The following is a 22,913-nucleotide window of genomic DNA, read 5'->3' as shown; positions in this document are numbered from 1 at the left end:
GAGGTGAGTAAAGTGCGTGTTACGCAAAAGATGTTAAGTACGCAAATGATCCGGAATATTCAACAGAATTACCGCTCCTTGAGTCAGTATCAGGAGCAGATTGCTTCGGGCAAGGCGGTCAACAAGACTTCAGATGATCCGGTAAAATCTATTCAAATCATGTCCTACCGCTCAGCGCTGGCAGAAACGGGACAGTTTAAACGGAATGCTGAAGACGGGCTGGACTGGTTGGAGGCCACGGATAAATCCTTGGACGACTTGACGCAGGTGATGCAAAAAGCGCGCGAGTTGACGGTCCAAGGCGCAAATGGCGTCAATAACCAGGAAGCCAGGCAATCCATCGCCATAGGTTTAAAGGAACTCATCGGTGAAATCGGCGATATCGCCAATGCTAAAATCGGCGACCGCTATCTGTTTGCTGGAACCGATACGGACACGGCGCCGTTTCAGGATGGCAAGTTTGTGAATACCAATCAGAACTCCCTATCTTGGAACGTCGGCCAAGGCATCTATATGAACGTCAATGTTAACGGAACGGAAATTTTTAATTTTCAAGCCGATGGACTTAATTTATCTGAAACTATTGAAAAAATTGCCGGCGAACTGGATCTGGGCAACAATCCGGAACAATTATTGGGCACTCTAGATAAACAGCTGAACAACCTTTTGGCGCATCGTTCTGTAGTCGGGACCAATGTTAACCGTTTGGAAATGATGGTCAACCGTTTGGATGAAACGGAAATCACCACCAAGAGCATTCTTTCTAAAAATGAAGATGCCGACATGGCGAAGGTTATAACTGATTTGACCAATCAGCAAACGATTCTAAATGCTGCGCTGTCATCAGGCGCGAAGGCAATCCAGCCTACACTGGTGGATTTTTTAAGATAATATTTAAAGGTGTTTCCGGGGGACCGGGAGCATCTTTTTTTTGCGAAGAAATTATCCAAATAAGTAAAAAAATAATAAAAAACGCCATTTATCCTCTCTCCACTCCGCAAAAAGTGTCGTTAAAGAATAGTAGAAAGGCAATAAACCAATTTACCTAAACACTAGGAGGAAAAAAGAGATGAGAATTAACCATAACATTTCTGCGCTTAACGCTTATCATCAATTAAGTGCAAACTCAAATGCCGCATCAAAGAACTTAGAAAAATTGTCTTCTGGCTTACGCATCAACCGCGCAGCAGATGACGCAACTGGTCTAGCAATCTCTGAAAAAATGAGAGCGCAAATCCGCGGTTTGGATCAAGCGCAACGTAATGCTCAAGACGGTATCTCCCTGATCCAAACAGCAGAAGGTGCCATGAACGAAACTCACAGTATTCTTCAACGTGTTCGTGAACTAGCTAACCAAGCAGCAAACGGAACTTCTACAACTCAGGATAAACAAAACATCCAAACAGAGGTAAACCAACTAATCGATGAAATCGATCGTGTTGCAAGTGACACCGAATTTAATAGCTTTAAAATCTTAAATGGTGATATCTCTAAAACTGCTAAATTTGCTCAATCTACTGGTGGTGCAGTTGATAGTGTAGTAGCTTCTGCAACAGCTGCGGCAGGTACAACTACAGTCACAACTACTGGCCCATTAGCAGCAGCGACTGCAGCTATTTGGCAAACAGGAACCTTAATGGATCATAATGGTGCAGCTCCTGCAGCTGTAAGTGGTACAACTAAATTAACTAACCTTGGTGATGGCACAAGCAACTATGGTCTCCAAGTTGGTGATGAAATATCCCTTTCTGCAGTTGTTGGTGGTGAAGTGAAAAACTCCGTTTATGTTGTAACAGCTGAAAGTACATTAGACGACTTTATGGCATCTGTTAAAAACACATTAGGTGCTGCGGATGTATCAATGGATACAGCAGGCGGTACTGCAACTGCTGACGTAGATGCATTAGGTTTAGACCAGCCTGCTTCTGCTGCGAATTCAATGGTAATTACTGGCCAATCAGGTGCCGCTAATGATATTAGCTCATTAACCATCACTGCATCTTCTTCAGAAGGAATTGCTCGTACTTCATTCAATCAAGAAATGAATGGTGGAACTAATGACGGACTTGAACAGATTCAAGTTGCAGGAAACAAAGATGACTATATTGCTTCAGTGGATATTAATGGTGACGGGGCTGCAGGAGCAGGGGACGGAAAGATTGCAGTCCGCTCAAACTCTGTTGTCAAAGTTTCTAACTTGCAATTATCCTTTAAAGATACAATTGCTGCCGGTGATACTTCTACTATTACAGTAGGTACAGCTAATAATACAGTTTCCATCCACGTTGGCGCTAACTCTGGACAAACATTGGAAATCGGAATTAACGCAATGGATTCAGTGGCATTAGGCCTTAAAAAGGATGGAGTAAATATCTCTCTTATGAGCGAAGTAGGTGCTGAAAACGCATTGAAAGTTTTAGATGGAGCAATTAGCACTGTTTCATCTGAACGCTCAAAGCTAGGGGCAATTCAAAACCGTTTAGAACATACCATCAACAGCCTTGGAACTTCATCTGAAAACTTAACAGCTGCTGAATCACGCTTACGTGATGTAGATATGGCTAATGAAATGATGCAATTTACGAAAAACAACATTCTTTCACAAGCGGCACAATCCATGCTTGCCCAGGCTAACCAGCAGCCTCAAGGAGTATTACAGCTGCTTCGTGGTTAATTACTAGTTTTTTAAAATTAAAAAGAAGTCTCTTGTAAGGAGAGACTTCTTTTTAAGCTATCTATTAAAAAATGGATGGAGGATAAGGTATGCAAAAAATAAAGAAGAAACTTTCTTTGTTTATACTGGCTGTCTTAATATTGCAGTTGTTTTCACCGATTACCTCTGCATTAGCCGCCAGTATACCAACAGCACCAACTAATTTGCGTTCTTCTCTAGATGGAATTGATAATGTTATTTTGAGATGGGATGCTGTTACTGGTGCTTCGGTTTATCGTGTTTATGAAATAAAAGGTGAGGAAAAGGTACAAATTACTCAGACCTCAAACCTCAATCGCTATTTTCCTAGTGTTTCGGCAGGAACTCATACGTATGCTGTAACAGCAGTTAATAGTGCTGGGGAGTCACCATTATCATCATCTATTGATGTTGTAATTAAATATCCGGAAATGCAGCCGCCGAGCGGCGCGACCTCCACTATTTTTAACGGCAATGATGTTTCGTTAAAATGGAATGCTATTGAGTTTGCAAATGGATACAAGATATACGAAGTAAAAGACGGCCAAAGAGTTTTGCTGTCCTCTGTAACTACTACAAGCAAAACTTTTACCAATGTGTCCGAGGGGCAGCACCAATACGAATTATCCTCTTACAATGATAAATACGGTGAATCAAACACTAGTTCACTTTTTGTAAACGTAGTGTATCCCGTAATGGCAGCGCCGGAAAACTTGTCATCTTATATTTATGATATAAATAATACGACTCTAAGCTGGAAAGAAGTGGCTTATGCCGAGTCCTATAATATCTATCGAATAGTTGATGGAGAAAGAAATTTGGTTGCCTCTACTACGAATACAAGGCAATATATATCGAATATTCCGGAAGGTGACAATGTTTTTGAAGTCACTGCTGTTAGTTCCAAATTTGGAGAAACAAAAGAAGGCAGTAAAATCAATGTTTCAATCGATTATCCGGAAATGCTTCCACCTGATCAAATCAATTCTTTCTTCTATAACGGGAATGATTTAATGCTCACGTGGTCTTCTGTAAAATATGCCAATAATTATCAAGTCTATCAAGTAAAAGATGGTCAAAAAGATTTAATCGCTACGACAACAAGTCGTTCATACTATTTGAGCAACCTCCCAGAAGGAGATTATACGTATGAAATCGTTGCTGTAAGTGACCGCTTTGGTGAATCTGCACCTAAGACATACGATGTAACAGTAGTTTTTCCTGAGATGCAGGCTCCTAGAGCAATTTTAACGATGGATACAGCGAATAGCGCCATCATAAGTTGGTCTTCAGTTCCTTATGCTACTGAATATGAAGTTTATAAATTAGTAAATGGAGAACCAACATTAATTGGTACAACTACAAAAACGGGTTATTCTGTAAAGGATCTTGAACAAGGTAAACATGAATATACCGTGGTCGCAAAGTCAGACCGTTTCGGTAAATCAACATACTCTAATATAGTAGTTGCTGAGGTTTCTCCAGTATTGCCGGCACCACAGGCTAGCCAGCCAGTAGTAAATGATGATTCCGTCACTCTCTCCTGGCAGCCAGTTGAAGATGCAGCATCTTATAACATTTATAAAGAAGTTGATGGTGAACGTGTCCTTGTAGGCACAACAACCGATCCAAACTTCAAACTGGATACTCCTGAAGAACAAGGCACTCACGAGTATCAAATCGTCCCAGTAACAGCAGACGGCACAGAATCTATCGACTACGCAACCGTCACAGTAGACATCGATAAACCTTCCGATGTCACACCGCCTGTAACGACCGCTGAAACCAACTTAGAATGGTCAAAAGAGGATGTCGGCGTTACGTTAACTGCAACTGACGACCTAAGCGGCGTCAAAACCACCTACTATTCTATCAATCTTGGAGAATTTGCAGAAGGTACGAGTGCCGTTCTTGATAAAGAAGGTGTTCACACCGTTTCTTTCTACAGCGTGGACAATGCAGGCAACGTGGAGGAAGTGAAAACGGTTGAAGTAAAAGTCGATAAAGAGGCACCTCAAACCGTTATCAATACTAGTGCTTATTGGTATAACCAAGACGTACAAGCAGAGTTAACCGCCACCGACAATCTGTCTGGCGTGAAAGCAACCTATTATTCTGTTGATGGCTCTGAATTTGCCGAAGGAACAAGCTTCCCTCTTGAAACCGAAGGCGTTCACACCGTTTCTTTTTACAGCGTAGACAATGTGGGCAACGTTGAAGCAGTAAGAACAGTCGAAGTCAAGATTGACAAAGAGGCACCGAATACAACTGCTAATACAACTGGTGACTGGTACAGCCAGGGTGTCACAGTTGAATTAACGGCAGTTGACAATCTATCAGGCGTTCATTCTACCTACTATTCCGTAAATGGTTCCGATTTTCAGGAAGGCACCAGCATTGTGCTCGATAAAGAAGGTATTAACAAGATTACATTTTACAGTGTAGACAATGCCGGAAATGTCGAGGAAAAACAAACTGTTGAGGTTAAAGTGGATAAAACCGCTCCAACAACAGTGAGCAATGTAGAGGACAAATGGTATACAGAGGCAGTAAATGTGGCCCTTACCGCTACGGATGATTTAAGCGGCGTAAAAGCTACCTATTACTCTATCAATGGTTCTGAGTTTACCGAAGGTACTGATTTCGTGCTTGATAACGAAGGTATAAACACGGTGACTTATTACAGTGTAGACAATGCCGGAAATATTGAGGAAAAACAAACAGTCAAGGTTAAAGTGGATAAAACCGCTCCAACGACAGTAAGCAATGTCGAGGACAAGTGGTACACAGATACTGTGAACGTAGAGCTAACAGCTACCGATGATGTAAGCGGAGTGAAAGCAACCTACTACTCTATCAATGGTTCTGAGTTTGCTGAAGGTACCAGTTTTGTGGTCGACAAAGAAGGCGTCAACAAGATTGCTTTCTACAGCATAGACAATGCCGGAAACGTTGAAGAAAAACAAACTGTTGAGGTAAAAGTGGATAAAACGGCTCCAACAACAGTAAGCAATGTAGAGGACAAGTGGTACACAGACGGAGTAAATGTGGAGCTTACTGCCAACGATAACCTAAGCGGAGTGAAAGCAACCTACTACTCTATCAATGGCTCTGATTTTACAGAAGGCACTAGCTTTGTTCTTGATCAAGAAGGGGTCAACACAATTTCCTTCTACAGCATCGACAATGCTGGAAATGTTGAAGAAAGTCAGACGGTTGAAGTGAAAACAGATAAAACTGCTCCAACGACAGTAAGCAATATTGAGGATAAATGGTATACAGACACAGTGAATGTAGGGTTAACTGCAAACGACAATCTAAGCGGCGTCAAGTCAACCTACTATACTATCGATGGATCTAAAATCGCTGAGGGCACTAGCTTCGCTGTTGCAAACGAAGGCCTCCATACGGTTTCCTTCTACAGCGTCGATCAAGCAGGCAATGTTGAAGAAACGAAGACAGCAGCGGTTAAAATCGATAAAACAGCACCAACGATTATAGCTGATTTTGAAAAGGAATATGCCCTTGGAACAGTCTTAGACTTAAACTACCAAGCAACTGATAATCTATCAGGCATTAAAGAGACATCTGTGGAAGTCAATGGTGTAGTGAACACGACTGGTAAAGTTACACTCGATAAACCAGGCACTTATACGATTAAAATCACTGCCATTGATAATGCCGGCCTAAAAACGACTGTTACAAGAACCGTTTCCGCTTATATCCAGGCAACGATTGAGGTTTTACCTAAAGTCATGAACGGCAACAAAGGCGCGTTCACGGTTCAGGTGTCACTACCGAAGCCATATAACTTCGCAAATGTTGATTTATCAACAACAAAACTGAATGGCGTTCAAGCTAATAACGACAGCAAAGGCTTAGAAAACCAAGCCAAAAAAGGTCAATTCAAATTTAATCGTGAAGATTTTGTTTGGGATGATAAAGAGGAATATTTAGAATTCCGCGCGATGGTTGACGGCTATCTAGTCGTTGGCAGCACGACTGTAAAGGTTATTAAATAATTAAAAAAGAGGCTGCTCCAAAGCCTAGAAAGGGGCAGCCTCTTTATAGATTACGCTGTAAACGAATAGAAAAAGTTGTTAACACCCTTGACCCAGTTGTTATTTAACCCTGTTGGGTCGTTGGCAGCGCCGACGGGGGCGTATTTGGCACCGATTTTGGCAATCGTGTCGTAGCCCTTGTCTAAATAATTTTGCCTTAGGTTACGGGCCATGTCAGCAATGCTTTCCGCAACGGATTCGTACTGGCGCAGGCCATTTTTGCCCATCATGCCGGCGATATTATTTTTTACATTGGCCGCATGGGACTTGCCGTTGCCAGATTCATGAACGGCGATGGATGCCAGCAGATTAGGATTGATATTATATCTTCGTCCTGCTTCAACAAAAAATTCGCCCATATTGCTCAATTTGCCTTTAAGGGCACTATTTAATTTATCAGTTGAAACATCAGTAAAACCTAATGTCATATTATCATCAAGTAAATGTGAGTAATCTTTCATCCCATTCAGAATAGGAGAGTTGTTCGTAATAAAGGAACCACTCGAATTCTCAGGGACATACGTATTTTGCTGGTCTTGCCCACTCAAAACAGCCTGCAACAAATTCGTAAACATATCACCTGTCGGAAAAAGGCTCGCTTCAGCGTTGATGCTTTTACCGGCAAGACTTTTTGAAATCGAAAGCAGGGCCATGTTTTTAAACCATTCGGAAGAAACTGGACTGTAACTCATGATTTATACCTCTGTAAGTAATTTGGTAATTGGAAACAATAACCGTTTTTAATATATATTACTCTATTTTTTTAAAAATTTAAATGATAGAAAATACAAATTTTTTTGTTTATGATTAAACTACTTTCGCCGGAAAGGAGAATAATTTGTGATTCCATCCACTTCGATGAGTTCCACAAGCCACAAATTATCAGAGAAGACTAGCAGCAGTAAGCCGGAAAATCAACAGCCAGGTTCGTTTTTGGAGCTGTTGAATGCATTGAAAAATGGGACAGGTTCACCTCAGAATCTTATTTCGATGGTTGACCAGGTCTTAGACCAGCCTGACACATCAAATCAGGAACTGGACCAAGACAGCGAACAGCAAACTCGAGATGATTTGCTTGCTTTTATCAGTTCATTTTTTGAAAAGACAAATCCTGCACTTGCTCTTCTTCAAACGAAAACTACTGAGGCAGCCCAGAACGAAGGGAAGCAAGCATTGCCGGCGCTGCAGACGGAGCTAGAAGGAATATTGGGCCAGAAGCAAGCTCAAGAATTAATAAAGTCATTTCAGGAGCAGCTTAAATCGAATCAAAACACTGTTCAGGTACAGAACCCGCTTCAACAGCCAATCCAATTTGTGCGGGAGCAAGTTCACCTGCCACAGAATGCGGTCGAGATACAGCAAAATCTACCTGTTTCTAAACTTGAACCCGATTCTGATTTCAAACAGCAGCAATTCGACGGAAAAGAAGTTATTTTTCAATCCCTAACTCCCCCGGGAGGTGCAGACCAGCCAACTGCTAAGAATGAACCTACCCACCTAACAAAGGTTTCTAAGGAACAACTGGCAGCAGAGGTGATGGGCTTATTAAAGAACCATGCCAATCTACATAAGAGCTCTGACATCATCGAAGCGAGGTTTTCAATGACGCCGGAACACCTTGGGGAGATTGATATAAAAATTGTAATTCAAAAGGGGCAGGTAACGGCGCAATTTCTGGCAGATTCTGCCCATGGAAAAGAAATGCTAGATTCGCAAATGTCACTATTGAAGGCTTCCTTGCAGCAGCAAGGCTTTCAAGTGGATAAAATTGAAGTCGCCCAAAGCGGCCAGATGCTGCAAAATCAGTTTTCACAGCAAGACAACCGGTCGCAGCAGGATCAGCACCAGCAGCGCCAGCCCAAAAAGAAAGTGAATCGTGATGAGTTTTATCAGAGCCATAACACGATTGACACATATATGCATAGAGAGTCCGATACGACGATTAATATTCTTGCATAAAAGGAGATGAAGAACATGACATCCGTAAATACAACCACACCATTCTCAAACACGCTGAATGCCAAACAGACAAACCAAGCCACAAATTCATTAGGCAAGGATGCTTTCCTGAAACTGCTGACTACCCAATTGCGGAATCAGGACCCGACCCAGCCGATGGAGGACCGTGAATTTATTTCCCAGCTGGCCCAATTTAGCACCCTTGAACAGATGTCCAACTTAAATCAGGCCTTTGCCCAATTCGCCAACTCGAGCACGAAAGATATCAGCTACTATTCCCATATGATCAGCAAGGAAGCGTCCTGGCTGGATGCCGAAACAGGTCTTCAGGCGAGCGGCATCATTAATGGGGTCATCAAAAAAGACAATCAATTTTTTTATAAAATAAATGACCAAGAGATTCCGATCGAATCAATCATTTCTGCAAAAAACTAACAAACTCTGGAGGTAGGTAACATGCTTCGTTCTTTAAATTCAAGTGTATCTGGTATGAAGGCGTTCCAAAACAAATTAGATGTCATTGGTAACAATATCGCCAACGTGAATACGGTTGGTTATAAGAAAAGCCGTATCATGTTTCAGGATGTGCTAAGCCAAACGGTCCGCGGCAGTTCATCACCGGATCCGGTCGGCGGGTCTGGTGGAACGAATCCGGTGCAAATTGGGTTAGGTGTGAAAACGGCATCGATTGACACGATTCACATGGCTGGAAGTCCAACGACTACGAATCTATCATCCGACTTATACATGGATGGGGACGGATTTTTCGTGGTGCAAAGCGACAGCGGGGCAAAGTACTTAACACGGGCCGGTAACTTTGACCGGGATGGCGCCGGCAACCTCGTGAATCCACAAGGATATAAAGTGCTGGATTCTGGTGGAAATCCTATCCAAATTGATTCGGATGTTTATGTTTCCTACACCATTGATTATAATGGGGTTATTAAAGGGGTCACTCCAGCAGGCACTGCCGATGAAATTGCTACACTTGGGACGGTTGTTATTTCCAATCCAGGCGGCTTGAAAAAAGTGGGCGGTTCCCTGTATGAATTAACAGGAAATTCCGATACAGAAACCAATATCGATAATCTGATTGCCAAACGTTCAGATAACCATGCCGGGCAAATTGTTTCGGGCCAGCTGGAAATGTCAAACGTGGACCTATCCGAAGAGATTACCGAAATGATTACCGCACAGCGCGGTTTTCAGGCGAATGCGAAGGTAATTACTGTGTCCGATTCGATTTTGGAAGAATTGGTGAATTTAAAACGATAATAGTTTCAAATTTTTATAAGGGAGGGAAAGTATTACTGCTTTCCCTTCGCATCATTTTATGGTGGTGGAACCTACGCAATGAAAGAAAAAATTATTCAAAACAGCCAAGACGTCAAAGTCTATGATTTTAAAAAAGCGCTTCGCTTATCGATGGAGCAGGTTCGTGTTTTGACGAGAATCCATGATAATTTCGCTTATCAGCTGGCTTCCTCAATTTCGACGCAATTAAGAACCATCGTGCAAGTGGATGTGGTGTCGGTCAATCAAATGCTTTACGAGGAATTCATCAAGGAACTGCCGGCTTATACAATTTTAAACGTTTTTGAAACGTCCGAAAAAGGCCGCATGATTATGGAATTAAAGCCGCAAATGGCTTATGCCATCCTCAATCGTTTGCTCGGCGGCAGGGAGCTTTCGCCAGCCTCCGATGATAAAACAACGTTAACGCAAATTGAGAATAAAATTCTTCATAAGCTGTTCGAGGGCTTTGTAGAGAATTTACGGAAATCGTGGAAGGATCTCATGAACGTCGATTTGAAGGTGTTTGAGATTGAAACGAATCCCCAGTTTTTACAGGTCGCGATCCCGAATGAAACCGTGATTGTGATTGCCTTTACGATCAAAATCGGCGATGTGACGGAAAAAATGCACATTTGCATTCCGTATATCATTTTGGAGCCGTTTTTGCCAAAGCTATCATCCTATCAATTGTTCTCGACCCGAAGCCACGCCAAAAGCACGCAGGAATCCAAGCTGTTAAAGTCCAAAATTGAAGAACTGGAAATCCCGTTAAGCGTCGAACTGGGGCGCTCGAAGATTTCGATTGAAGAGTTTTTATCGTTAAACGTCGGGGATGTCATCCAGTTGAATCAGTTGTATGATGAACCGTTAAAGGCGAAGGTGGGAAAAGAAGTGAAATTCTTTGTCAAACCGGGTGTGAAGAAGACACGGCTGGCAGCCGAAATCGAAACTGTTTTAGAAAAAGAGGGAAAATAAGATGAGTAACGAGGAGAAAATTTCAAGAGAAGAATTGGAAGCTCTATTAGGCGATACCGAAAAGGAAACGAAGCCGTTTATTTTTCAAGACTTGCCGGATGAACCGCAAAAGCGGGAAACGGACGACTCCGTTAATTTGGATTTGCTCATGGATATTTCGTTGGAGCTGGTTGTGGAGCTGGGCCGGACGAAAAAGAAAATTAACGAAATTCTCGAACTCACACAAGGCTCCATTATCGAACTGGACCGTGTCTCCGGCGAGCCGGTCGATGTCCTGATCAACGGAAAAATTGTCGCCAAAGGCGAAGTGGTCGTCATCGACGACTATTTTGGGATTAGAATCACGGAAATTTTAAATAAAACAATCAATTGACCTGAAGAAAGGCTGAAGCGGCCTTTCTTTTTTCTTTATTATAAAAATTTATCTACGAATTTTTTATCTTTATCTACGAATTTTTAAATATATCTACAAATTTTCAAATATATCTACGAATTTCCGAGTTTATCTGCAAATTTATTAAATCCGCCCTACACGCTCCCAATTTTTCAAAAAGAACTAAACGTTCCCCAAAAACCTGCCGTTATTTTTATTAAGAGCAAAGAAATGATGGTACGGAGGATTTTTAAATGATTTCAAATGATTTTCGCTTATCGGGTCTGGCGTCGGGGATGGATACTGAGGCGCTTGTGACCAAATTAATGAACGCGGAAAAAATCCCCTTAAACAAGGTAATTCAAAATAAGACGATGACGGAATGGAAAATGGATGCGTACCGCGATGTGAATACCAAATTTCTCGATTTGCGGTCTTCGATGGAAGCGCTCAGGCTCGAATCCACTTTTCAAAAAAGCAAGCTGTCGTCCTCGGATGCCGCCAAGGTCGATGCTTCTCTTACAGGTACCCCAAGCAGAAGTGAATACGTGATTTCCTCTGCCAAACTCTATCAGCCGGGTACGCCCTCCTCTGTCAAATTCGCACAGGCAGGAGTAGCCAATGATAAAGCCGAACTAGGATCGGGGTTTAGTTTTTCCCTGAACAATGAATCTATCAGCCTTACTGCACAGGATACAATCCAAAGCTCGATTGCAAAAATCAATGCTTTATCCACCAAAACAGGGGTGACGGCCACTTATTCCAGCGGCGATAACGCGATTATTTTCACCTCAAAGGATGACCAGACGGGTATCAGTATTGCCAATGTATCCAACAGCTCAAACCAGCTTAAGATTGCAGCGGGTACGGTGGGCAGCCAGCAGAATGACTTCCCAGCAGGAAACGCCAGCGGGGCCGTCGGTACCTCACCAGTCTCATCAACACCCGGCGAGGTCACCATTAACGGAACGACCATCACAATCAAAAGCAACCAATTTACCTACGACGGCATCCAGTTTAACCTAAAAACCGAACTGCCGGCCGGAAGCAATGTCACTGTTACGAAGAAACCGGACGTTGATGCAATTTTTGACAGTATCCAAGGCTTTGTTGACAAATACAACGAAACAATCAAAACCCTTCACGACAAATTGGGCGAAAAGCGCTATAAAGACTATACCCCTTTGTTAGATGACCAGAAGAAGGATATGAAGGACAAAGAAATCGAGCTGTGGGAGGAAAAAGCAAAGAGCGGCCTACTATCAAATGACCAGATGATTGCCTCCGCTCTCGACAAAATGCGGTCCATCCTCTATTCCAAAGTCAGTGACAAAGACCCTGCCATAATGAACAGTGACTTCGATACGCTGGCGGAAATCGGCATCACCTCAAGTACTAACTACCGGGATAATGGCAAGCTCGTCATCGATGAAACGAAATTGAAAGCGGCACTGGAAAATAATCTAGACCAAGTTGCTCAGCTTTTTTCAAAGAAATACGATATGGGGACTTCCACCAACAACACGGTGAACAATGCCGAAGAGTTTCAAAACAGCGGGGTCGCCTGGAGGTTGTATGACCAGCTGAACGAAACGATGAAGGACATAACGAAGACGGCCGGTTATTCGAGTGACACTTACCTTTCAAAGGCGTTAAAGCGGCTGGATGAGCAAATTGATTCTTGGGAGAAACGCCTGCAGACAAAGGAAAGCTATTACTGGAAGCAGTTCACTGCGATGGAGCAGGCCATCCAGAAATCGAATACGCAAAGCAGCTGGCTGATGCAGCAAATGGGTGGTGGAATGTAATCGATGGAGAAACAAAAAGAGCAGTTTTTAAAAGATTACTATCAGCTGACAAGCAATCTACTAGAAACGAATGAAGTAGAACTTATTGAACAGCTGCTCCAAGAACGGGACCAGTGCATTGAGAAAGTAAACGAGCTAGATCAACGTAACGGTGCCATCCTCATGAGCGAAGCCATCAAGGAAGAGCTCCGGCGCATTCACCCGTTAGAACGAAAGCTTCAGGAAAAATTAACAGGGGCCAAGCAAACGATTCTTGCGGCGATTGGCTCTCTACAAAAAGAGAAAACGATCAAACAGCAGTACGGGGAACCAACTGCGGCAGCGGTAAGCGGAATTTTTTACGACAAGCGAAAATAAGGGAAAGGTGTGAGATGATGGCTCTGAATAATGCCTATCAATCCTACGAAAATAATCAAGTACTATATGCGAAAAAAGAAGAGCTGCCCCTTTTGTTATATACCGGGGCGATTAAATTTATCCTTCAGGCCAGAATGGCAATGGAGAAAAAAGACTGGCAAAGGGCTAATGACCGAATCCAGCGGGCTCAAAAAATTGTCACTGAATTAATGGTTACCCTGAATATGGATATCGAAATCTCAAAATCTTTTATAGTACTTTATGATTACATGAAGGAAAAGTTAATAGAGGCGAATATCAAAAAGGACGAGCAGCTGTTAATCGAAGTGGAAAAAATGTTAACAGAACTGCAGGATACCTGGAAAGAAGCGCTGAAAATAGTACGGCCTGCTTAACTAATTTTAGTTAAGTAGGCCTTTTTAATTAATTTTGTTGTCAACTGACTAAAACCATTGTATTATTATTTTTGTAGGAAAAATTCGACAATATAATTTTCCAAAAATCGACAAATACAATCCGATAATAGCAAACCTGGGGAAACCCAGCGACGCAAAGCTATAGGGGCTAAGGATCCGAAGGGATTACGCCAGCCAGTTGCCGAAGAGACTCATAGTTTACCCTATTAGACTATTCTTCGGAATGGTCTTTTTTATGTCCTAAAAATAAAAATTTAAGTATTCTGAATTTTTGATAGGAGTGATGATCCATGTCGATGCTTCAAAATATTAATCTCGTCCAACGTGCTTTAGATGCCTCTGTGTTAAGACATAATGCCATTTCCAACAATATCGCCAATGTGAACACCCCAAACTATAAACCCCAAAAAGTTATTTTTGAAGACATTTTAAAACAAGAGCTTTCCGGTGCTGGCTTTGATGGGAAGAGAACGAATATCAAGCATATTCCAATCGGCCTATCTGCTTCGAGCCAGCCTTTGATTACCCAGGAACCTACTGTGATGCAAAATAGCGGCAATGGGGTGGATATGGATAGTGAGATGACGGAGTTGACGAAAAACTCGATTTGGTACCAAACATTATCATATCAGATAAGCGAAGAATTCAATTTACTCAAAACAGCGATTAAGAGCAGGTAGGTGATTCATAATGTCGATGTTCCAACCCTTAAATATTAGTTCTTCAGCCCTAACCGCCCAGCGGTTAAAAATGGATACAATCTCCTCTAATATTGCCAATGCGACGACCACCCGGGGCCAATTGGTGGATGGGGTCTGGATGCCTTACCGGCGGAAGATGGTTGAGGTGCAAGCGAATGGGACGGGAGGAACCCCGTTCAGCCAATTCTTGCAAAATGAAATGAATTCAAATGGGGTCAAGGTCACAAGAATCGTAGAAGACAAGACTCCGTTTCGGCCGGTTTATGACCCGACCCATCCCGATGCCAATAATGAAGGCTACGTGATGATGCCAAACGTGGACATTACAAAAGAAATGGTCGACCTGATGACAGCCTCCCGTACTTATGAAGCGAACATCACAGCCTTTAATGTCGGAAAAAGTATGTCGCTGAAAGCTTTAGATATTGGCAGATAAGGAGTGTTAAAAAATGAGAATTGATCAGCTGTTTCCGGCGCAAGCATCGATCGTTGGAAAAACTCAAAATGCACGGCCCGCTTCCGTGTCAGGCACCTCCTTTTCGAACTCGTTAAGCGAGGCCTTACAGAAAGCAAATGAAACAATTGTCCAATCGGAAAACATGTCCGAAAAAATAGCCACAGGTGAAATAAAAAATATCCATGACGTCACCATAGCTGCACAAAAAGCACAAATCGCCCTGCAACTGACAACCCAAGTAAGGGACAAAGTAGTCGAAGCCTACCAAGAAATCATGAGAATGCAAGTTTAGGGCAAAGTGAAGCATGGGGACGGTTCTTGTGCATCACTTTTCAGAAGCAAAGGGACGGTTCTTGTGCATCACCTTATCAGGAAGTCATGTGAAGAATGCAGGTTTTAAAGGTGCAGCCGATTCTTGGCTAGCATAGCGGAGGGCTTATGAATCAGAAATTTAATGATTTCAAGGAAAAACTCTCGCAGTTTTGGAAAAACGCGAGCAAGAAAAATAAAACATTATATATCGGGACGTTTATTTTACTAGTGGCCCTGCTCAGCTTTGGTATTTTTTATTTTTCCAAGCCCAGCCTTGTTCCTTTGTATGCCAATAGTTTGAGTCAAAAAGAAATTGGCGAGATTAAGGCCGTCTTGGAAAAGCAGGGGGTTACGGACATAGAAGTGACCAACAATGGCACGCAAATTCTCGTTCCGAAAGAGCAATCTGCAGATCTGATCGTCAACTTGGCGGCAGAAGGGTTTCCAAAAAGCGGTCCGATTAGTTTTTCAGAACAGACCAAGGATTTGAAATTCGGCGTCACCGATCGCGAACTTGATGCCATCGAGAGAGAGGTCATTCAAGGGCAGCTGGCCAATTTGATGACGAAAATCAACGGCGTCAAAAATGCGGAGGTCATGATTACTCTTCCGAAGGACAGCGTGTTTATTCGGCCGGAGGAAGAAGGGAAAGCCAGTGCATCAATTATTGTTGACCTCGAGCCCGGCTATCAATTGGAGAAACAGCAGATTAAAGCTCTATACCATTTGGCATCCAAGAGCATTCCGAATCTGCCTGAAGAAAACATCGTCATCACCGATGAAAATGGCCAGCTTCTTTCCTTGCCGCAGTCGGGCGATAATGCCTTTGCCGGGGTGGATAGCTATGAAAGCCAACGGGAGATTAAGCAAAAGGTAGAGGCGGACATTCAACGCAGCATCCAGCAGATGCTCGGCACGATGCTCGGACAGGATAAAGTGCTGGTCCAGACCTTTGTGAAGATGAACTTCGACCAGGTGAAGACGCAGCAAAACTTAGTCGAACCGCTCCCGAATTCCGATAAGGGAATGGCCGTCAGTGTTGAAGAGGTCACGAAATCCTACAGCGGCGAGGGGGCCGTTCCGAGCGGTGTAGACGGCGCCGGTGAAGGCGATGTGCCTGCCTATGCGGCTGAAGGCAGCGGCGGAAAAAATGACTACCAGGAAAAAGTTAATCGCGTCAATTATGAATTCAACCGGATTACAAAGGAAATGGTCGAAAGCCCGTATACGATTGACGATTTGACCATTAACGTCGGTGTGGAACCGCCGAATCCGAAAAATCCGGCATCCTTAACAGCTGATACGCAGGATAATATCCGAAATATTATTGCCAACGTAGTACACACAGCGATAAAGGACAATAAAGGGCTAACAGATGCCGATATTAACAACCGCATCACCGTATTCCCAAGAGAATTTGCTGGTAAAAAGGATTTGACGCCTGCCAAGACGGATTTAAGTCAAAAGGAAACTTATATGAATTATATCTGGATTGGAGCAGCAGCATTAGGTCTCCTTTTGGTCGGTGGTTTAATTCTTGCCGCCCTGCTTAGAAGGAGAAAGAAAGAGGACATGGAGTCAGCCTCAGAATTTTTAGAAATGAAAAAGCTGACCGAATTTGAGCCTATCATTAACAAAAAGGAATCAGTGCAAAACGAATTAAATCAATTGGCTGGTAAAAATCCGGATGAATTTGTCGACCTGTTACGGTACTGGTTAAAGGAAGAAAAGGAGGGATAACATGCGGAAGTTAACGGGAATTCAAAAAGTTGCGATTCTTTTGGTTGCTTTGGGGAAAGAGGGGTCTTCAGCGATTTTGAAACAGCTGAAGGAAGACGAAGTGGAATTGATTACAAAGGAGATTGCCCATCTTCAATGGATCGATGCCAAGGTGAAGGAAGATGTGCTCAGAGAATTTTACCAAATGGCATCTGAGCGGAAGGTCGTTTCGACAGGCGGTGAGCACTTTGCCAAGGATGTGCTCGCACTCTCCTTTGGCGAAGAAAAGGCGAAGGAGATGTTGAACCGCTCCTCCGAAAAGAATCGAAAGAAGCCTTTTTACTTTGCGCAAAAGGCGGAGCCAGTTCAAATCCTCAACCTTTTGCAATATGAAAATTCCCAAACCATCGCACTCGTTCTTTCTTATTTGGAGCCGAAAAAGGCCTCAGCGATTCTGTCTTCTTTTTCACCGGAAAAGCAGGCGGAAATCGCCACAAAAATTGCTTTGATGGACACAGTTTCGCCTGAAGTGGTCAGGCAGGTCGAGGAAGTGCTGCAGGAAAAACTGTCGACGACGACTTCGCAGGATTATTCAGTTAACAACGGGATTGACAATATTGTCAATATCCTGACCGGGGTGGACCGAAGCACGGAAAAGCATATTTTAGAATCGTTGAGCAGGCAAAATGTGGGTCTCGCCGAAGAAATCAAAGGCAAAATGTTCGTCTTTGAAGATATCGCCTTACTCGACAATCATTCGATTCAACGGATTTTACGGGATGTGGACGGTGAAGACTTATACTTGGCATTGAAAATTGCCAGCGAAGACCTCAAAGAAGCTATTTTTAAAAATATCTCCAAACGACGTGCCGAGGCGCTCGAGGAACAAAGCCAATTCGACCGTCCTGTCCGCTTAAAGGAAGCGGAGGAAGCGCAGGGACGGATTGTCCGCATTATTCGCAGGCTCGAAGAAGAAGGCTCCATCATCATAGAGCGAGGGGTGGAGGAAATTGTCATCTAATCTTTTTAAAGCTACATTCATCTCGCCGGTCATTGAAACGAAATACTTATCTTTACATAAAGGGAAGGATTCTTATTTTCCACATTCGGACCAAAGCGCCGAGGAGCTTTTGCAAGAAGCTGAACAGCAGGCGGCGGAAATTATCGTGCAGGCTCAAATGAAGGCGGCAATGGAAAAAGAACAAGCGGCCGAAGATCTGGAGAAATGGAAGCTATTAGAGCAGGAAAAAGTGATAGCACAGCTGGAGGAAATCAAGCAGCAGGGATACCAGCAGGGCTATGAAGAAGGCTTACAGCAAGCTCATCACGACTATGCCGGTAGAATCGAGCTGGCCCAGGAAGTTCTCGAAAAAGCGTATGAAGAGAAAAAGGCCATTATTAAGGAGTCCGAGCCGTTTGTCATTGATTTATCCATTCAAACTGCGGCCAAGGTAATCCATAAGGAATTGGCAACAAACCCGGAGGTGCTTCTTCATCTGATCAAGCAGAGCTTACTGTATTCGAATGAGCGGTCGACGATTTCGATTTGTGTCAGTCCAGATGATTATGAGTTTGTGCAAAACCAGCGTAATCAAATTCTTGAATCTGTGGAAGGGCAGGTAGAGGTGAAAATCCTGCCGGAGCATTCGATTGAAGAAGGAGGCTGCGTCATCCGCACCTCGTACGGAAGCATCGATGCCCGGATAGATGTTCAGCTGAAGGAAATCAAACAGGCACTGCTGAAAACGCTGAGGGATGATACGTATGAACAGGCTGCTCCAGGTCACATTTAGGGATGATTCGAATGAACAAGCTCTTGAAAATTGAAAAATATTTGCAAACACTGCAGACCATCAACCCAATCAAGTTTAATGGAAAAGTCACTCAGGTCATCGGCTTGACGATTGAATCCCAGGGACCAGATGTGAAACTTGGTGATGTCTGCCTTATTTATCCTTCTTCCTCTGAGAAGCCTTTAGAAGCGGAGGTAGTCGGTTTCAAAGGAAACCGAGTTCTGCTGATGCCTTTAGGTGAACTTGTTTCCATCGGTCCCGGCTGTGAGGTGGTCTCGACCGGGAAGCCGCTCACCGTCAAAGTGGGCATGGAATTATTAGGCAAGGTGTTGGACGGTTTAGGCAAGCCAATGGATGAAAGTCCGCTTCCGTCCGGATTGGTCGAGGTCGACACCAACAATAATCCTCCAAATCCGTTAAAGCGGCCGAGAATACATACGCCTTTGAATGTCGGGGTCCGCGCGATTGACGGACTGCTCACAGTTGGGAAAGGCCAGCGAGTCGGCATTTTTGCCGGGAGCGGCGTTGGAAAAAGTACTTTGCTCGGGATGATTGCCCGGAACACCAGCGCGGATGTCAATATCATCGGCCTGATCGGCGAACGCGGCCGGGAGGTGCTTGATTTTATCGAACGGGACCTTGGTAAGGAAGGTTTGGAAAAATCGGTCGTGGTTGTGGCCACGAGCGACCAGCCTGCCTTGGTGAGAATCAAGGGCGCCATCATCGCCACAACGATCGCAGAATTTTTCCGGGATCAGGGCTTAAGTGTCAACCTGATGCTTGACTCGGTTACCCGTTATGCGATGGCCCAGCGGGAAATCGGCCTGGCTATCGGGGAACCGCCGACTACAAAAGGATATACTCCGTCTGTTTTTGCAATGCTGCCGAAGCTTTTGGAACGGGCTGGAACCGGACCGCGCGGGGAAATCACTGCTTTTTACACAGTGTTGGTGGACGGCGATGACATGAATGAGCCGATTGCTGATACGGCTAGAGGAATCCTCGACGGACATATTGTGTTAGACCGAAAGCTTGCGCAACAGGGACACTTCCCGTCGATTAATGTGCTAAACAGTGTCAGCCGGGTGATGAAGGATATCGGGGACCCGGAGCATCTTCGGAGCGCGGAAATTCTGAAGCAGCATATGGCCATTTACAAAGAAGCAGAGGATCTAATTAAAATTGGTGCCTATAAACAAGGAACGAATGCCGAAATTGATTTGTCCATTAAGTACAAGGTTTGGATAGACAGCTTTTTGAAGCAGGGCGTCAATGAAACCTCTCATTTAGATGATGCGGTTGCAGCGATGATTCAACAATTTGGAGGAATGGCTAGATGAGTTTTCAGTTCCGGTTTGAAAAGATATTAAATATGAAGGAAAAAGAAAAAGAATCGGCTCTAAATGAGATGAATGTCGCACGAAAAAAGAAGGAAGTAGCCGAGAGGGAACTGCTTGAGCTTGTGGAACGGAAAGAAAGTTATTTACGAGATTTCGAGCAAAAAACTTCACTTCGCGTGACGGAAATGCTCGAAAGAGACCAATACCTTTATTTCTTGGACAAGCAAATCGAGCGGGTTAAAAGGAAGGTAGCGGATTTGACGAGGGATTTCAATCTGAAAAACCAGCTGCTGCTTTCGAAAAATCAGGAAGAGAAGGTTTGGTCAACATGGCGGGAAAAGTCCTTTGATGAATATTCTGAGAAAGTGAAACGGGACGAGCAAAATATGTTAGATGAGATGGCGGTTATTCGGTATTTTCACAACAGATGAATTTGATTCGCCGATAGAACTGTTCAATTCGCCGATAGAACCCAAAAATACGCTGATAGAGTGTAATTTTACATAAAAAACCACCACTTTAATGAACGTGAATCACGAAAACAGTCTAAAAAACTAAGAGGGAGTGCAATCCAATGAACGAAAAACATATCAAACAAATCAAAGCAGTCCAATTTGCCCCTCTTTTTGATGAAGCAAAGTCCTCCGGAGCAGGAAATGAATTAAATTCGATTGAAGATGTAAACCTACAGCTCATCGTTGAACTAGGCAAGACCCATATGAAGGTGAAGGATATCCTGAAGATTAAACCAGGTGTGATTATTCCGGTAGACAAGCTGGCCGGGGAACATGTGGATGTCGTGATTAACGGATCCGCTGTTGCTGAGGCCGAGGTAGTGGTCGTCGATGAGAAGTTTGCCATACGGATCACCGATATCGTTTCTAAGCAGGAACGAGAAGAAAGAATGCACGATTAGAGGTGGCTACGTTGCAGATTGTTTCTTTTTTAAAAAAAATCAGCCTTACCTTTGTAATGGTGTTCCTCTTTTCTTCATTTAATAGTCATCAAGTCGCGTTCGGAGCAGGAAGCGGCACCGTTTATGATGCCTATTCCAAGGATCAGCAAACTAAAACCGTACAAGGGAACCCTTCGGCCGCAATGCCGCAGCAGCCGTCCCTTGTCCCATCCTTTATAAAATTTATATTTTCATTTGCAGCGATCATCATTTTGCTGCTGTTATGCTTGAAATTTTTAAAATCGAAATCGAAACCAATATTATCGCAAGGTCCCATCCATTCGCTGGGCGGATACCCATTAGGCGGCAGTAAGTCCGTACAAATGGTCATGATTGGCAAAACCTTATATATTTTAGGCATCGGAAACGAGGTCCGCCTCCTGCAGACAATCGAACCAGGTGAGGAACAGGATCTTATTATGCAATCTCTTGTTGAACAGACAGAGTACAAAAAAAAGTCCATTAACTTTTTTAAAAAAGGGGCTCCTATACAATATCAACAGACAGAAGACTGGGAGCAAACCCTGCTGTCCCAAATCAATCAAGTGAAACAAGCGAGCATTCCAATTAACAAACTAAAAGACTAGACAAAATGGCGGAGATTCAGTTGGCAAAAAAAATTCTCATTTTCATACCAATTTTCTTATTTCTTTTTCAAGATGTCAGCTTTGCTGCTCTCAATTCCCCCATCCCTGGGATTAATACATCATCCGAACCCCAGGCAGTGGCCTCATCGATTAAAATTATTCTCTTATTAACGGTTCTTTCGGTGGCCCCGGCCATTTTGTTGCTGATGACGTCGTTTACGAGGATTGTAATTGTGCTGTCGTTTGTTCGTACCTCCCTAGGCACGCAGCAAATGCCGCCCAATCAAGTGATCGTTGGTCTGGCACTGTTTCTGACGATGTTTGTAATGGGACCGATTTTTTCTGATATCAACCAGCATGCTTTGCAGCCATTGATGGATGGAAAAATCACACAGGAGCAGGCATTCGATACTGCCAGCAAGCCGCTGAAGGAATTTATGGCAAAACAAACGAGAGAAAGGGATTTGAATCTCTTTTTGGATTATACAAAATCGGAAAAACCGAAAACGATTCAGGATATTCCTTTGCACGTCCTAGTGCCAGCGTTCGCCATCAGCGAGTTGAAAACAGCCTTTCAAATGGGCTTTATGATTTTTCTGCCCTTTTTAATCATTGATATGATTGTATCCAGCATTTTAATGGCGATGGGCATGATGATGCTCCCGCCCGTCCTCATCTCATTGCCATTTAAAATCTTGTTATTTATCCTGGTGGACGGCTGGCATCTGATCGTCAAATCCTTGCTTACTAGCTTTTAGGGGGTCAGACCCCCACTGGTTCACCGCATTAAAGTACCGGGGGTCTGACTCCCTCAAATAACGGAGGTTTTCTTCATCATGACACCGGAAATGGTCTTCGAAGTATCCAGGCAAAGCGTTTATACCACTCTATTAGTTGCGGCACCCGTTTTGGGAATCGCGTTGGTGGTCGGACTTGTCATCAGCATATTCCAGTCAGTGACGCAGATTCAGGAGCAAACCCTGGTGTTTGTTCCAAAAATCATCGCAGTGTTTGTCGGGTTGCTGCTGTTCGGTCCGTGGATGCTCCAGCATCTATTGGACTTTACGCAAAATATCTTGGGCAATCTGTCCCATTTTACAGGGTAGTGCAGC

Annotated in this window: 24 protein-coding genes and 1 riboswitch; of the genes, 23 read left to right on the top strand and 1 reads right to left on the bottom strand. The window is 43.5% G+C overall.

Annotation, left to right across the window (positions count from 1 at the left end; genetic code table 11):
* Positions 1–12 precede the first annotated feature (12 nt).
* The 3 genes from flgL to ACZ5B7_RS27130 all read left to right on the top strand — a co-directional run bounded on the left by flgL (position 13) and on the right by ACZ5B7_RS27130 (position 6,714).
* The gene (flgL, locus tag ACZ5B7_RS27140; protein WP_464491680.1) at positions 13–891 is read left to right on the top strand and encodes a flagellar hook-associated protein FlgL; all 879 of its coding nucleotides are present in this window, start codon (positions 13–15) and stop codon (positions 889–891) included.
* 178 nt (positions 892–1,069) lie between these two features.
* Positions 1,070–2,674: a flagellin N-terminal helical domain-containing protein gene (locus ACZ5B7_RS27135; RefSeq protein ID WP_464491679.1), complete on the top strand. Its 1,605-nt coding sequence runs from the start codon at positions 1,070–1,072 to the stop codon at positions 2,672–2,674.
* A gap of 89 nt (positions 2,675–2,763) precedes the next feature.
* On the top strand, positions 2,764–6,714 hold the full coding sequence (locus ACZ5B7_RS27130; protein ID WP_464491678.1) for an OmpL47-type beta-barrel domain-containing protein: 3,951 nt from the start codon (positions 2,764–2,766) through the stop codon (positions 6,712–6,714).
* 50 nt (positions 6,715–6,764) lie between these two features.
* On the opposite strand, the gene ACZ5B7_RS27125 is transcribed toward ACZ5B7_RS27130, so the two are convergent.
* The gene (locus tag ACZ5B7_RS27125) at positions 6,765–7,445 is read right to left on the bottom strand and encodes a glucosaminidase domain-containing protein (RefSeq protein WP_464491677.1); all 681 of its coding nucleotides are present in this window, start codon (positions 7,443–7,445) and stop codon (positions 6,765–6,767) included.
* Positions 7,446–7,593: 148 nt separating this feature from the next.
* Here ACZ5B7_RS27125 and ACZ5B7_RS27120 point away from each other — a divergent pair, with 148 nt between their 5' ends.
* From ACZ5B7_RS27120 to fliQ, 20 genes are all read left to right on the top strand, one after another.
* Positions 7,594–8,712 (top strand): flagellar hook-length control protein FliK, encoded by a 1,119-nt coding sequence (locus ACZ5B7_RS27120; RefSeq protein ID WP_464491676.1) that lies wholly within the window; start codon positions 7,594–7,596, stop codon positions 8,710–8,712.
* A gap of 15 nt (positions 8,713–8,727) precedes the next feature.
* Complete coding sequence (locus ACZ5B7_RS27115) at positions 8,728–9,147, top strand: flagellar hook capping FlgD N-terminal domain-containing protein (RefSeq protein ID WP_464491675.1); 420 nt, start codon at positions 8,728–8,730, stop codon at positions 9,145–9,147.
* A gap of 21 nt (positions 9,148–9,168) precedes the next feature.
* Complete coding sequence (locus tag ACZ5B7_RS27110) at positions 9,169–9,987, top strand: flagellar hook-basal body complex protein (protein WP_464491674.1); 819 nt, start codon at positions 9,169–9,171, stop codon at positions 9,985–9,987.
* A gap of 78 nt (positions 9,988–10,065) precedes the next feature.
* Positions 10,066–10,983, top strand: coding sequence for a flagellar motor switch protein FliM (gene fliM, locus ACZ5B7_RS27105; protein ID WP_464491673.1), 918 nt, complete (start codon positions 10,066–10,068; stop codon positions 10,981–10,983).
* Between the two features lies 1 nt (position 10,984).
* Positions 10,985–11,356, top strand: coding sequence for a flagellar motor switch protein FliN (fliN, locus tag ACZ5B7_RS27100; RefSeq protein WP_464491672.1), 372 nt, complete (start codon positions 10,985–10,987; stop codon positions 11,354–11,356).
* Between the two features lie 254 nt (positions 11,357–11,610).
* Positions 11,611–13,164: a flagellar filament capping protein FliD gene (gene fliD / locus ACZ5B7_RS27095; RefSeq protein WP_464491671.1), complete on the top strand. Its 1,554-nt coding sequence runs from the start codon at positions 11,611–11,613 to the stop codon at positions 13,162–13,164.
* A gap of 3 nt (positions 13,165–13,167) precedes the next feature.
* A complete protein-coding gene (locus ACZ5B7_RS27090) occupies positions 13,168–13,521 on the top strand; it encodes a hypothetical protein (protein WP_464491670.1) in 354 nt (117 codons plus the stop codon).
* 14 nt (positions 13,522–13,535) lie between these two features.
* A complete protein-coding gene (gene fliS / locus ACZ5B7_RS27085; protein WP_464491669.1) occupies positions 13,536–13,916 on the top strand; it encodes a flagellar export chaperone FliS in 381 nt (126 codons plus the stop codon).
* Between the two features lie 119 nt (positions 13,917–14,035).
* Positions 14,036–14,123, top strand: a riboswitch (cyclic di-GMP riboswitch).
* A gap of 104 nt (positions 14,124–14,227) precedes the next feature.
* A complete protein-coding gene (gene flgB, locus ACZ5B7_RS27080; RefSeq protein ID WP_464491668.1) occupies positions 14,228–14,617 on the top strand; it encodes a flagellar basal body rod protein FlgB in 390 nt (129 codons plus the stop codon).
* 10 nt (positions 14,618–14,627) lie between these two features.
* Positions 14,628–15,074, top strand: a complete 447-nt coding sequence (gene flgC / locus ACZ5B7_RS27075) for a flagellar basal body rod protein FlgC (RefSeq protein WP_464491667.1) — start codon at positions 14,628–14,630, stop codon at positions 15,072–15,074.
* Positions 15,075–15,087: 13 nt separating this feature from the next.
* Positions 15,088–15,387, top strand: coding sequence for a flagellar hook-basal body complex protein FliE (gene fliE, locus ACZ5B7_RS27070; protein WP_464491666.1), 300 nt, complete (start codon positions 15,088–15,090; stop codon positions 15,385–15,387).
* 146 nt (positions 15,388–15,533) lie between these two features.
* Positions 15,534–17,147 (top strand): flagellar basal-body MS-ring/collar protein FliF, encoded by a 1,614-nt coding sequence (gene fliF / locus ACZ5B7_RS27065; RefSeq protein ID WP_464491665.1) that lies wholly within the window; start codon positions 15,534–15,536, stop codon positions 17,145–17,147.
* 1 nt (position 17,148) lies between these two features.
* Positions 17,149–18,147, top strand: a complete 999-nt coding sequence (fliG, locus tag ACZ5B7_RS27060) for a flagellar motor switch protein FliG (RefSeq protein WP_464491664.1) — start codon at positions 17,149–17,151, stop codon at positions 18,145–18,147.
* Complete coding sequence (locus ACZ5B7_RS27055; protein ID WP_464491663.1) at positions 18,137–18,919, top strand: FliH/SctL family protein; 783 nt, start codon at positions 18,137–18,139, stop codon at positions 18,917–18,919. Before fliG ends, ACZ5B7_RS27055 begins: the two co-directional genes overlap by 11 nt.
* A gap of 11 nt (positions 18,920–18,930) precedes the next feature.
* Positions 18,931–20,259: a flagellar protein export ATPase FliI gene (gene fliI, locus ACZ5B7_RS27050; protein WP_464491662.1), complete on the top strand. Its 1,329-nt coding sequence runs from the start codon at positions 18,931–18,933 to the stop codon at positions 20,257–20,259.
* Complete coding sequence (gene fliJ / locus ACZ5B7_RS27045) at positions 20,256–20,690, top strand: flagellar export protein FliJ (RefSeq protein ID WP_378585898.1); 435 nt, start codon at positions 20,256–20,258, stop codon at positions 20,688–20,690. Before fliI ends, fliJ begins: the two co-directional genes overlap by 4 nt.
* Positions 20,691–20,833: 143 nt before the next feature.
* Complete coding sequence (fliN, locus tag ACZ5B7_RS27040) at positions 20,834–21,175, top strand: flagellar motor switch protein FliN (RefSeq protein ID WP_464491661.1); 342 nt, start codon at positions 20,834–20,836, stop codon at positions 21,173–21,175.
* 11 nt (positions 21,176–21,186) lie between these two features.
* Positions 21,187–21,801 carry a flagellar biosynthetic protein FliO gene (locus tag ACZ5B7_RS27035; protein ID WP_464491660.1) on the top strand — a complete coding sequence of 205 codons (615 nt, stop codon included), beginning with the start codon at positions 21,187–21,189 and terminating at the stop codon, positions 21,799–21,801.
* A gap of 5 nt (positions 21,802–21,806) precedes the next feature.
* Positions 21,807–22,559, top strand: a complete 753-nt coding sequence (gene fliP, locus ACZ5B7_RS27030) for a flagellar type III secretion system pore protein FliP (protein ID WP_464491659.1) — start codon at positions 21,807–21,809, stop codon at positions 22,557–22,559.
* 78 nt (positions 22,560–22,637) lie between these two features.
* Entirely contained in the window at positions 22,638–22,907 is a 270-nt protein-coding gene (fliQ, locus tag ACZ5B7_RS27025; RefSeq protein ID WP_213117565.1) for a flagellar biosynthesis protein FliQ, read from the top strand.
* Positions 22,908–22,913: the final 6 nt, after the last annotated feature.

It is taken from the genome of Neobacillus sp. S1115 (genome assembly GCF_055385565.1).
This window is presented reverse-complemented; position numbering and strand designations above follow the sequence as displayed.